The organism is Micromonospora matsumotoense (assembly GCF_900091525.1).
GTDB lineage: Bacteria > Actinomycetota > Actinomycetes > Mycobacteriales > Micromonosporaceae > Micromonospora > Micromonospora matsumotoensis.
In genome coordinates this window covers 12,107-24,802 of record NZ_FMCU01000007.1, presented here as the reverse complement: position 1 = coordinate 24,802, position 12,696 = coordinate 12,107, and the positions used below count along the sequence as shown (strand labels likewise).

Sequence of the window (12,696 nt, the reverse complement as noted above, 5' to 3'; positions counted from 1 at the left end):
ACCACCGGGGCCGACGCACCCCGGTGGGCAGGCCGCCCCGCCGGTCCGTGGGCCGGCCTGGTCCGGACCCTCCGGGCAGCGTCCCCGCCTGGGCGAAGGGCCCGGGCCCTGGCCGGGTTCGGCGTCCGCCGACCGCCCCGGCCCGCAGCGGCCCGAGGAGGCATCCCGCCCCGACCCCACCGCCGGTGGTGCCGGCTCCGGCCGGGCCGCGGTCGCGGTCCCCGGCCGGGCGGCGGTCCCCGGCTCGGGGTCCGGCCGGGCGGCGGTCCCGCCCGGTCAGGCGCCACCTGTCGGGTGGACCGGTCCCGGTGCCCCGGCACCCGCCGGGCCGTCGCACGGTGCCCCGGCACCCGCCGGGCCGTCGCACGGTGCCCCGGCACCCGCCGGGCCACCCCTGGGTGGCCGAGCGGTATCCGACGACCGGTCGGGCGTGGCGGCAGCGGGCGGTACGCCCCTGCGGGGGCGTCGGACCGTGCCCGACGACCGGCCGAGAGACCGACGGCCCGGTCCGATCGAACCCGCGAACCGGCCCGGCACGGGTTCCGGTCCCGGTGGTCCCGCGCCCGCTGCGGCGCACCCGACCGGTGCGCCCCGCGTCGGGATGGGGGCCCCGGCCGGTGCCGGAGTGCTGCCGGACCCGACGGTCGGCGGGCCGCGTACCGGCCCGATGGCACCGGCGGGCGGCAACCCCCCGCCCGACACGGCGGCTTCCGGGCCCCGGGCTACGGGGGGTCGCCGTGCCGAGGCATCACCCACCCCCGTCCGCGATCCCGGTGACCGGCCGGCCGCCGAGCGGGCAGGCCGCCGTCGCGCCGCCGATCCGGACCGGCCGGTGGTGCCGCTGACCGGCAACGCGCCGTCGCTACCAGGTGTCGCGCCGACCTCGCCCGCACCGGGTGTTCCGTCGGCGCCGCCCGTTCCCGGCACCGGTCGGCCCGGCCCGGCCGCCCGGGACGACAACGGGCGTCGTCGCCCGCCTCCCGACATCGCCCCACCACCGGGCCGGCGGGCCCGTCCCGACGGCGAGCCGGCGGTCCACCACCCCGGGCCGGACGGCGAGGGGCCCGGGGGCCGTCGGAACCGCCCGGGCGACGAGGAGCCGTCGGGGGGATGGCGTCGCCCGACCGGGAACGAATCCGATCCGCGGGGCCGCCCGGACGCCGATGAGGTGCGGGGTCGGCCGGACGGGAGTGCGACGGCCGGTCAACCGGTTCCGTCCGGGCCCGCCCAGGAGGACCGCTCACGTGGCGACCGACCGGACCGGCCGGCGGACTGGCTGCGACAGGCCGGGCGCACCTCACACACCGACCCCGCCCTGCGGGTGCTCAACCGCTCGACTCCGCCGGGTGGTCGGTCGACCCCGCCGGGCGGCGCGGGTCCGGCCGATCCGGCTGGTCGGGGTCGACCGGGCGGCCCGGAGCGCAGCGACGTCGAGGCCGGTCCGCATCGGCCGGAGCAGAGCGGTCCGCATCGGCCGGAGCAGGCCGGTCCGCATCGGCCGGAGCAGAGCGGCCCGCCCCGGCCGGAGCAGGCCGGTCCGGCTCGGGGCACGGCGCGGCCTGCCCCGCCTGAGCGGCCCCCCGCCCGGCCGGCTGGTCCCGTGTCCGGGCCGGTAGGCGACGGCCACGGCCACAGCCCCGCCCGGGGAGCCCAGTCTGACCCCGACCCGACCCGGGGTCCGCGTCCCGGCGCTGCCGGTCCGCCGCCCGGTGGCTCCCGAGCCAGCGGTGCGGCCTCCGTGCCGGTGCCCGGTACCGCGCAGGTCCCGGGCGGCCCGCGTCCGGCCGGTCCCGGTCCGATGCCCGGCGCTCCCCGGGTTGGCGGCTCGGCTCCGGTGCCCGGCACCGGGCAGGTCCCGGGTGGTCCGCGTCCCGCCGGCCCGGGGCCGGCGGGACGCCCGCCCGGCGGTGCCGGTCCGGACGCTGCCGCGACGGCACCCACGTCCGGCGCTCCCCGATCCGGCGCACCGGTCCCGAACGATCCCGCCGTGCCCCGCTCCGAGCTACGCATCGAAAGCGGACCCCGCCCGGCCGCCCCCACCCCGGTGGGCCCGCAGTCGGGTGCACCCGACCCGAGGGCGCCGCGGCTGGGCGCACCCGATCCGCGAGCGCCGCAGCCCGGCGCACCCGATCCGCGAGCGCCGCGGTCCGGCGCGCCGGCGCGCGGCACCGCCCGTCCGGAGGGTCCGGTCACCGGCACCGCCCGCCCGGACGGTCCCGCCACCGGCCCGGTCACCGGCACCGCCCGACCGCCCGCCCCTCCGGACGACCCGCGTCGTACGGCGGGGCCGGAGGGCGACCGGCCCCCCGGGCCACGGTCCGCTGCCGGAGGCCGGCCCCCCGGTGCGGGTGGAGTCTTCGCGGCGGCGTCGGTCGCCCCCGCCACCGCACCGGGCGCACGACCGGGCGGTGGGCCGCAGGACGCCGTCGGTCGGGCGGCACCGCCGGTGCGTCCCGCTGACCGGGCGGAGGCGGCCGGTGTCGCGGCCGTCCCGTCGTCCGGTCGGGCCGACGGTCCGGGAGTGGCCCGGGTGACGCCACCGGACGGAGCCCGGTCCGATCCGGACGGCTCGACCGGAGCTCCGCTGCGCCCGCCGACGCAGGACGACCCCGCCGGTGCCGGCGCCGCCTCCGATGACGGCGGCGGCGAGCCGCGTCGCCGGACGGGGGAACGGCGTCGCCTGCGGCTGGGAATCCTGGTGCTGGTCAGCGTGTTGCTGCTCGGGGCCCTCCCGGCCTTCTTCGGGATGCGGACCCTCAGCCGGGACCCGGTCTTCGACACCCTCGACGAGTTGGGTGTGCCGGGTTGGGCGACGGCGAAGACGGTGGACAACGTCAGCGGCAGCCGCCTGTGCCTGCAGGACTGCCGGCTGCGGGAGCGCACCGTGGAGTCCGACCGCGCGCCGGAGGAGACCACCCGGGTCTATGAGCAGGCGCTGCGCGCGGAGGGCTGGCGGCCGTGGAAGGTGACCCGGTGTCCGGAACAGCCGGCCAAGGGCAGCTACACCTGCTGGCGACGGGACGAACTGACCCTCGACCTCTGGGTGCGGGAACCGACCTGCGCTCCGCCGCTGGTGAGCGGGGAGCCGGCGGTGCCGCCGGCCAGTCCGGCCGCACCCGCAGCGGGGGAGTGCACCGGTTCGTTGGTGTCGGTGAAGGTCCGCAATGCGATCGACGATGAGCGGACCCGGCCACAGCCGAGCACCGACCCGTCACTGACCGGTGAGGATCCGTTCCCGACGATCACCGAGGATCCGCTCGGCGGCCTGACACGCTCACCGTCCTGAGCCGGTTTCCATCACGGACGGTAGGGTCTGGGGCTGGCAGGCCCGCCTGCCCCCGTTTGACCCCGTACGGGTCACACCGCGACCGGGTACCGGGTCGCGTGTTCCGGGGCGTCGGGCCCCGGAACCCTGTTTGAGGAGGACATGCGTGGATGGTGGACAGATCGCTGCGCTGATCGCGGCCGGCGCGTTCCTGATGCTGGTGCTCGTGCTGGCGGTACCGATCCTGCGGCTGCGGCACACCGTGGACGCGACGACCCGGATGATCAACGACCTCAACGCGCAGACCGCCCCACTGCTGGGGGACGTGAACACCACGGTGAAGAACGTCAACGTCGCCCTGGAGCAGGTGCAGACCTCTCTCGACGGGGTGAACCTGCAGCTCGCGAAGGTCGACACGATGACCAGCCACGCGCAGAACGTCACCGCCAACGTGGCGAACCTGGCCACCGTGGTCTCGGCCGCCGCGGCGAACCCGCTGGTGAAGGTGGCGGCCTTCGGGTACGGCGTCCGCCGGGCCGCCTCGGCACGGCGTACCGCGGAGACCGAGCGTGAGGTGCGCGACACCATCAAGCAGCAGCGGCGTGCCGCCCGGCGTGGCAACAGCTGACCCGACCGGCGTCGCACAGGAGGAATGAGACATGAGGCGACTGTTCTGGCTCGGTATCGGGCTGGCCGTGGGCGTGGTGGTGGTCCGCAAGGCCACCCGGACCGCGCAGGCGTACACCCCGGCGGGGATCGCCAGTGGGCTGTCCGAATCCGCTGGCGGTCTGGTCGAGTCGCTGCGTAGCTTCGTGGCGGACGTACGGATCGGGATGGCCGAGCGCGAGCAGGAGATCCACGAGGCGTTCGCCCGGGGTGAGGCGTTCGACGACCAGTTCGCCGAGTTGCGGGAGGACCCGCGTATCGGTGACCGAGAGATCTTTCCGGAGGAACACCAGCGATGAAGACGGCGGAGATCAAGCGGCGGTATCTCGCCCATTTCGAGGCGAACGGGCATACCGTGGTGCCGTCTGCTCCGCTGCCTGCCATCAGTGATCCGAACCTGCTGTTCGTCAATGCCGGCATGGTGCAGTTCGTTCCGTACTTTCTCGGGCAGCAGACGCCGGCGTACCGGCGTGCGGTGAGTGTGCAGAAGTGTCTGCGGACGCCAGACATCGATGAGGTCGGCAAGACCAGTCGGCATGGCACGTTCTTCCAGATGAACGGCAACTTCTCGTTCGGGGACTACTTCAAGTCCGGGGCGATCCCGTTGGCGTGGGACCTGGTCACCAAGCCGGTTGCCGAGGGTGGTTACGGGCTGGACGGGGAGCGGGTCTGGCCGACGGTCTATCTCGACGACGACGAGGCGTTCGAGATCTGGCGGTCGGTGGGGGTGCCGGCGGAGCGGATCGTCCGTCGGGGCAAGGCGGACAACTTCTGGTCGATGGGCATTCCGGGGCCGTGCGGCCCGTGTTCGGAGCTGTTCTACGACCGGGGCCCGGAGTACGGCCGGGAGGGCGGTCCGGCGGTCGACGAGGACCGCTACATGGAGTTCTGGAACCTGGTGTTCATGCAGTTCGAGCGGGGTCCGGGCAGCGGGAAGGAAGACTTCCCGATCCTGGGTGACCTGCCGGCGCAGAACATCGACACCGGGATGGGCCTGGAGCGGATGGCCTCGATCCTGCAGGGTGTGGACAACCTGTACGAGATCGACGAGGTGCGGCCGATCCTGGACCGGGCGGCGGAGCTGACCGGTAAGCGGTACGGCGCGCACTCGGGGCACGTGGCGAGCGAGTCGCACCCGGACGACGTGCGGTTGCGGGTGGTCGCCGACCACGTGCGCACCGCGTTGATGTTGATCGGTGACGGGGTGACCCCGTCGAATGAGGGGCGCGGCTACGTGCTGCGTCGGATCATGCGGCGGGCGATCCGGGCGGTGCGGTTGTTGGGTTGGCAGGAGCGGGCGTTGCCCGAGTTGCTGCCGGTGGCCCGGGACTGCATGTCGCCGTCGTACCCGGAGCTGGCGACCGAGTTCGACCGGATCTCGCAGTACGCGTACGCGGAGGAGGACGCGTTCCTGTCGACGTTGCGGGCGGGGACGACGATCCTGGACACGGCGATCGCGCAGACCCGGTCGGCGGGCAAGCCGGCGCTGTCGGGTGAGCAGGCGTTCCAGCTGCACGACACGTACGGGTTCCCGATCGATCTGACGTTGGAGATCGCCGGCGAGCAGGGGTTGCAGGTCGACGCGGAGGGTTTCCGCCGGTTGATGGCCGACCAGCGCAACCGGGCCAAGGCCGACGCGCAGGCCCGCAAGACCGGACACACCGACGTGTCGGCGTACCGGTCGGTGCGTGACGACGGCGGGGCGGTGGAGTTCACCGGCTACACCGAGCTGCACCGGGAGTCCCGGGTCCGGGCGCTGCTCAGCGGTGGCGTCACGGTCGGCGCGGCGGTCGAGGGCGACACCGTCGAGTTGGTGCTCGACACCACCCCGTTCTATGCCGAGGGTGGTGGTCAGCAGCCCGACCAGGGTCTGATCACCGTCGGTGCCGGTCAGGTCGAGATCTTCGACGTGCAGCAGCCGGTGCCGGGTCTGATCGTGCACCGGGCGAAGGTGGTCCGGGGTGAGGTGCGGGCCGGGGAGACCGGCTACGCCGAGATCGACGTGACCCGCCGGCGGGCCATCTCGCGGTCGCACACCGCCACCCACCTGGTGCACCAGACCATGCGCAACTTCCTCGGTGAGTCGGCGACCCAGGCGGGTTCGCTGAACGCCCCGGGCCGGCTGCGGTTCGACTTCAACACCCCGGCCGGGGTGTCGCCGAGCGTGTTGCACGACGTGGAGCAGCAGGTCAACGAGGTGCTGTTGGCGGATCTCGAGGTCAACGCCTTCATCACCACCCAGGAGGAGGCCCGGCGGATCGGCGCGATGGCGCTGTTCGGCGAGAAGTACGGCGAGCGGGTCCGGGTCGTCGAGGTCGGCGACTACGCCCGGGAGCTGTGCGGCGGCACCCACGTGGCCCGTTCGGCCCAGCTCGGCCTGGTGAAGATCCTCTCCGAGGCGTCGGTGGGTTCGGGCGTGCGCCGGATCGAGGCGCTGGTCGGGATGGACGCGTTCGGCTTCCTGGCCCGCGAGCACCTGCTGGTGTCCCGCCTCGCCGAGCTGTTCCGGGTGCCCGGTGAGCAGGTCGCGGAGCGGGTCGAGCAGACCGTCACGCAGCTGCGGGACGCCGAGAAGGAGCTGGAGAAGCTCCGCGCCCAGTTGGTGCTGGGCGGTGCGGCGGCGCTGGCCGGGCAGGCGAAGGACGTCGGCGGGGTGGCGTACGTCGGCACCGAGGCGCCGGAGGGCGCGGCCGGTAACGACGTGCGGACCCTGGCCCAGGAGATCCGCGGCAAGATCGACCCGGCCCGGCCGGCCGTGGTGGCGGTGGCGGCCCGATCGAACGGCAAGGCGTCCCTGGTGGTGGCCGTGAACGCCGCGGCCCGTGGGCGCGGTCTGGCCGCGAACGACCTGGTGAAGGCGGCCTTCTCCGGCCGGGGCGGTGGTAGTCAGGACGTCGCGCAGGGCGGTGGCCTGCCCGCCGCCGAGGCGCCGAAGCTGCTGCTCACGGTCGAGAAGGCGATCGCCGACGCGTGACGGATCAGCACCTGAGCCAGGGCGGACCCGAGCTGGTCCGCCCTGGCTCGTCACCGGGGAGGGTGACCGACCGTGAGTGAGTCGTCCCGCGGGGTCCGGTTGGGGGTCGACGTCGGGCAGGTCCGGGTGGGGGTGGCCCGGTCCGATCCGCACGGCATCCTGGCCACTCCGCTGGTCACCCTGGCCCGGGACCTGACCACCGGCCCGGACGCGGTGCCCAGCGACCTTGCCCAGCTCGCGCAGCTTGTCGTCGAGCACGAGGCCGTCGAGGTCGTCGTCGGTCTGCCGGTCAATCTCGCCGGTCGGCACGGCCCGGCCGCCCAGCACGTGTTGGCGTACGTGCGCCGGTTGACCGAGGTGATAACGCCGGTTCCGGTGACGCTCACCGACGAGAGGATGTCAACGGTCGTCGCGTCTCGTAGGCTTGCCGAGCGTGGCGTCCGGGGAAAGCGCCAACGTGCGGTGGTGGATCAGGCCGCCGCGGTCGAGATCCTGCAGAGCTGGCTGGAAGCGCAGCGGAGGCGGACGGAATGATCGACGATCTGGACCTCGGGTTCGACGAGCAGGAGAGGGGGGAGAAGGGCCGGCACCGGCGTGGTTTCGTCAACCGGCGCAACGGCACGTCGGGCGGCGGCAAATCGGGCGGCGGGCACCTAAAGACGATCTTTGCCCTGTTCATGGCCCTGGTGTTGCTGGGTGGCATCGGCGGCGGGGCCTTCTACGGCTTCGACCGGATCCGTAACCACTTCATCACGCCGGACTTCGACGGTCCGGGCACCGGTGAGGCGCTGGTCGACGTCAAGCAGGGCGACAGCGCCACCGCCATCGGTAACTCCCTCTACGACGCCGGTGTGGTCAAGAGCACCAAGGCCTTCGTCGAGGCGGCTGACGAGAACGCGCGCAGCAAGAACATCCAGGTCGGCCGGTACAAGGTCAAGAAGGAGATGCGCGCTACCGACGCGCTCGCCCTGCTGCTGGACCCGAAGAGCCGGGTGGTCAACGGGATCACCATCCCCGAGGGCATGATCACCCTGGCGATCTACGACCTGCTGGCCAAGGAGACCAAGATCCCGGTCGCCGAGTTCAAGGCCGCCGCGAAGGACCCGGTCAAGTTGGGCGTGCCGGAGTTCTGGTTCAACCGCAAGGACGGCAAGAAGGGGCCGCGGAGCCTGGAGGGTTTCCTCTATCCGGCCACCTACGAGCTGCCGCCGAAGGCGACCGCCCCGCAGATCCTGTCGATGATGGTGGACAAGTTCCTCGACGTCACCGGCGAGATGAAGTTCGTCGACACGGTGCAGGCCGACCGGGGCATCTCCCCGTACGAGGCGTTGATCACGGCCTCGATCGCGCAGGCCGAGTCGGTCAACCACGTGGACATGCCGAAGGTGGCCCGGGTGATCTACAACCGGGTCTACACCGACCGCTACCACTGCAAGTGCCTGGAGATCGACAGCGCGATCAACTACTGGCTGCGGTTGCAGGGCAAGAATCCGAAGGATTCCGACATCCTCAAGCAGTCCGAGCTCAACGACCCCAAGAACCCGTACCGGACGCACGGCGCGGACGGGCTGACCATCACCCCGATCAGCAACCCCGGCGAGGACGCCCTCAAGGGGGCGATGAGCCCGCCCAACGGCACCTGGGTCTATTTCATGACCGTCGACAAGAAGGGCACCATGGGCTACGGCACGACCGACGCCGACTTCCGTGACCTGCAACGTCAGATGTGCACCAACGGCGTGCTGAGCGGAGAGAACTGCCGGTGAGGGCGGCGGTGCTCGGCCGGCCGATCGCGCACTCCCTGTCCCCGGTGATCCACAACGCCGGGTACGCCGCCGCCGGGCTCGACGGCTGGTCGTACACCCGGATCGAGTGCGGTGCGCAGGAGCTGCCGGCCCTGGTCGCCGGCCTGGGCCCGGAGTGGGCCGGGCTGTCGGTGACCATGCCGGGCAAGGAGGCGGCGCTCGCGGTGGCCGACCGGGCGTCGTCGGTCGCCACCGCCGTCGGTGCGGCCAACACGCTGGTACGGCGTCCCGACGGCTCCTGGTACGCCGACAACACCGACGTCTCCGGCATGGTGAGCGTGTTGACCTCGGCCGGGGTGCCGGCCGGGGCCGCCGTCACGGTGCTCGGCGCCGGGGGCACCGCCCGGGCCGCCCTGGCCGCCGCCGCCCGGCTCGGCGCGACCACGGTCACCGTGGTCGCCCGTCGCCCATCGGCGGTGGCGCAGCTGCGGCCGGTGGCGGCGGCCGTCGGGGTGGAGTTGGTCGCGGTGGCCTGGCCGGACGCCGCCGCGCACACCGGTGCCGACCTGGTCGTCTCCACCGTGCCCAAGGGCGTCGCCGATCCGTTGGCGGCCGACGCCGACTGGGGGCCGTCCACGGTGCTCTTCGACGCGTTGTACGACCCGTGGCCGACCCCGCTGGCCGCGGCGGCGTCGGCCGCCGGTCGACCGGTGGTTTCCGGGCTGGATCTGCTGCTGGCCCAGGCGGTCGGCCAGTTCACCCAGTTCACCGGGGTGCCGGCGCCGGTCGAGGCGATGCGCGCGGCGCTCGCCGCGGCGCGGCGCTGACCGCCGGTCGGCCGGCGTTGATCCACCGGTCGTGCGCTGCGGTGCGCCGTTGACCCGCATCGCCGACTTTCCGGTCAATCAGGCGTAACCTCGGGAAGCCGGCATTCGCAGGCTCGCCTGCCGAAAAGCAACCCCCACTGCCTTATTCTTTGGTTAAGTCGGGTCGTCACTGCGATTTCACCCCCGCCATATCCACCTGTGGTCGATACGCTGCTGCCGGTAATCGTCGCCCATCCGGGGAGAGTTCCTTGAGCAGGCACGGAATCCACCGCGCCCTTCCGGCCATCAGTGGCCGACGCAAGGCGGTCGTCCTCAGTGTCCTGAGCGTCACCGCAGTCGCCGGCATCACGGCCACGATGATGCCGCTGATCGCCGCCGAGGTGCCGCCGATCGTGCTCTCCGCCGTCGCGGACACCACGGCCACCCAGGTCCCGCAGGACGGCGACAACGGGTCCAAGACCACCCTGGCCAGCTGCCCGCAGCTCTGCGACGGCAACCGTGTCGGCCAGCGCGACGCGGTGCTGGAGTTCCAGGTGCGCGGCCTGCCCGCCGACGCGGTCAAGGTCAAGGCGTCCCTGCGGGTGTACGCGTGGCAGCAGTTCTCCTCCCGGGTCCGGGCCCACGCCGCCCGGGGCACCGCCGTCGGGACCGGCGCATGGCACGAGCGGCCCGTCCTCGGACCGGAGCTGGCCGCCGTCGACCGGGTCGCCCAGGGTTACAACGAGTGGGACGTCTCCGGTGCGGTCAGCGGCAACGGCCAGGTCACCTTCGCGTTGACCCAGGAGAACTGGAACACCCGGATCTACTGGGCGTCCCGGGAGAACACGAAGACCGCCATCCGGCCGAGCCTGGTGGTGACCTACCAGCGGGGCAGCCGGCCGCCGACCCGGCCACCGGCCACCGCGGCCCCGCCGACCACCGCGGCCCCGACGCCCACGCCGACGCCGACGGTGGCGCCGTCGCCGACCCGGACGGTCAGCCCGCCCGCGCCGACCACGGCCGCGCCCCGCCCGACGCCGACGGTCCGCCCCGGCACGGACGTGCCCGGCTGGCGGCTGGTCTGGTCCGACGAGTTCACCGGGCCCACCGTCGACCTCAAGCGGTGGAACCTGCGCGACAACGAGGGCCGCGACATCGACCGGGGATGCAACGTCGACGACGCGGACAACACCTTCGTCGCCGACGGCGTGCTGACCCTGCGGGCCCAGCGGGAGACCGCGGTGTGCAGCTCGCAGACCCGGCAGTACACCCAGAGTTACCTGGACACCATCGGCAAGGCGTCGTTCACCTACGGTCGGTTCGAGATGCGGGCGAAGTCGCCCAACGGGCCGGCCGACTCCAAGGGCCTCTGGCCGGCGTTCTGGCTGCGTCCCGACGACGGCGGCAAGGGTGAGATCGACGTGGTGGAGCTGCCCGGCGGGGCGTCCCTGCACGGGGCCGCCACCCAGGCGATCTTCTACGACTACACGCCGGTCAAGCAGGACCAGCGCTGGGACTTCCCGACCGGTTACCCGGGGGACGGCTTCCACACGTACACCACGGAGTGGGAGCCGGGGGTGATCCGCTGGTACATCGACGGCCGGCAGGTCTGGCAGCGCGACCGCAGCACCACCCCGTGGTTCGACGAGGCCTTCAACAAGCCGTTCAACCTGCGGCTGAACTTCCAGGTCGGCGGCTGGCTGGGCGACCCCGACGCGGCCACCCGGTTCCCGGCCGACTTCCGGGTCGACTACGTCCGCGTCTGGCAACGCTGAGCCGGACCCGGCACCGTACGCCGCCCGGTGGGCTCCGGCCCGCCGGGCGGTTGCTTGTGCGCTGCCCCTATCGTGTCCGCCAGCGCGCGGCGGTCGGGCGGGACAGGGGGAGGGCATGACGGTGGCGACGGACCCACGGACCCGGCAGGACGGCCTGGGCTGGGTGACCCGGGCCATCTTCGGTGACCCCCGGCTCTGGCTCGGCAGCCCGCCCGACCCGGTGCCCGCCACCCACCGCCCGGCCGTCCGGTACGCCGTGGTGCCCTCGGTCGAGCGGGCCAGGTTCCTGCTCCCGCTGGCCTCCCGCCGGATCGGCGCGGCGTCGACCCTGGCGTACAACGCGCTGCGCCCGCCCCGGGTGCGGGCCAACCGGCTGGCGGTCGGCGTGCTGGCCGGCCTCGGGCTGACCGGGCTGGCCCGGATGCCGGTGCTGACCGTGGCGGTGCCCACCGACGTCGATCCGGCCGACCTGCTGCTCGCCGGGCACCTGGGCCGGCTGGCGGGCCGGACGCTGCACGCCGCGATCGGCATCCGTCCACCGGACCCGCACCACAAGCCGACGTTGCAGCTCTTCGACGACCGGGGCGCCGCGCGGGCGTACGCGAAGATCGGGTGGAACGACGCGACCCGGGCGATGGTCCGCGCGGAGGCCGCCGCGCTGCGGGAGTTGCCCCGCGACGGCGGTGACTTCCCGGACGTGCCCCGGCTGCTGGACGAGGTGAGCTGGGGTGACCTGGCGGTGACCCTGGTCGAGCCGATGCCGGCGCGGGTGCGCCGGCCGCGTCACCCGCTGCGTCCGGAGGTGGCCGCGATGCTGGCGGTGGCCCGGCGCGGTGGCCCTGCGGGGCCGTCCCGACCGTTGCGCGGTTCGGCGTTCCTGGCCGACCTGACCGCGCGCGCCGCCACCGCCGGTGGCCCGGTGGTGGCGGCGCTGGCCGCCCTTGCCGACCGCGACGGGGACCGGCCGGTGGAGTTCGGTCACTGGCACGGCGACTGGGTGCCGTGGAACCTCGGCCGCCACCGGGGCCGGTTGATCGTCTGGGACTGGGAGAACAGCGGCGCCGACCGCCCGCTCGGGTTCGACCTCGCCCACCAGGGTTTCCAGAGCGCGTTGTCGTTGGGTGGCCGGGACGTGGCGGGAGCGACCGGCGAGATGGTGGAGATGCTGGACCGGCACGGCCCGGCGTTCGGCCTGGACCCGGCGGGGCGTCGGCTGGTCGCCGACGCGTATCTCGTCGAGCTGTGGTTGCGGACGGCGGAACTGGCGGCCGGCGGGGGTGGCTGGAGTGCGAAACTGCACCCCGCTCTGTTGCACACGCTCGCCGACCGGATGGGCTCACCCCGCCCCTGACCGGCGGTTTCTCCCGCTGACTGGGACAAGTGTCGGGGTCCCGACCGGAAAAACGGCGAAAAGCCCACACTGCCGTCACCGCCGCTACCGAAGCTGGCTCACGTTCCGTTATGG

General features: G+C 73.6%; 9 protein-coding genes. All 9 read left to right on the top strand.

Features of this window, described 5'->3' with window-relative positions; genetic code table 11:
* Window positions 1-2,680: 2,680 nt before the first annotated feature.
* Window positions 2,681-3,286, top strand: coding sequence for a hypothetical protein (locus tag GA0070216_RS15700; protein WP_245722545.1), 606 nt, complete (start codon window positions 2,681-2,683; stop codon window positions 3,284-3,286).
* 145 nt (window positions 3,287-3,431) lie between these two features.
* A complete protein-coding gene (locus GA0070216_RS15695; protein WP_091246334.1) occupies window positions 3,432-3,893 on the top strand; it encodes a DUF948 domain-containing protein in 462 nt (153 codons plus the stop codon).
* A gap of 31 nt (window positions 3,894-3,924) precedes the next feature.
* Window positions 3,925-4,230, top strand: a complete 306-nt coding sequence (locus tag GA0070216_RS15690; RefSeq protein WP_091246332.1) for a hypothetical protein — start codon at window positions 3,925-3,927, stop codon at window positions 4,228-4,230.
* The gene (gene alaS, locus GA0070216_RS15685) at window positions 4,227-6,905 is read left to right on the top strand and encodes an alanine--tRNA ligase (protein WP_091246330.1); all 2,679 of its coding nucleotides are present in this window, start codon (window positions 4,227-4,229) and stop codon (window positions 6,903-6,905) included. The genes GA0070216_RS15690 and alaS overlap by 4 nt, the downstream gene beginning before the upstream one ends.
* Before the next feature lie 72 nt (window positions 6,906-6,977).
* Window positions 6,978-7,439, top strand: a complete 462-nt coding sequence (gene ruvX, locus GA0070216_RS15680; RefSeq protein WP_091246328.1) for a Holliday junction resolvase RuvX — start codon at window positions 6,978-6,980, stop codon at window positions 7,437-7,439.
* Window positions 7,436-8,671 carry an endolytic transglycosylase MltG gene (gene mltG, locus GA0070216_RS15675; protein ID WP_091246326.1) on the top strand — a complete coding sequence of 412 codons (1,236 nt, stop codon included), beginning with the start codon at window positions 7,436-7,438 and terminating at the stop codon, window positions 8,669-8,671. The genes ruvX and mltG overlap by 4 nt, the downstream gene beginning before the upstream one ends.
* Entirely contained in the window at window positions 8,668-9,477 is an 810-nt protein-coding gene (locus GA0070216_RS15670; RefSeq protein WP_091246325.1) for a shikimate dehydrogenase, read from the top strand. The genes mltG and GA0070216_RS15670 overlap by 4 nt, the downstream gene beginning before the upstream one ends.
* A gap of 248 nt (window positions 9,478-9,725) precedes the next feature.
* On the top strand, window positions 9,726-11,231 hold the full coding sequence (locus tag GA0070216_RS15665) for a glycoside hydrolase family 16 protein (protein WP_091246323.1): 1,506 nt from the start codon (window positions 9,726-9,728) through the stop codon (window positions 11,229-11,231).
* Window positions 11,232-11,346: 115 nt separating this feature from the next.
* Window positions 11,347-12,582: a hypothetical protein gene (locus tag GA0070216_RS15660; protein WP_091246320.1), complete on the top strand. Its 1,236-nt coding sequence runs from the start codon at window positions 11,347-11,349 to the stop codon at window positions 12,580-12,582.
* The last annotated feature ends 114 nt before the right edge of the window (window positions 12,583-12,696 follow it).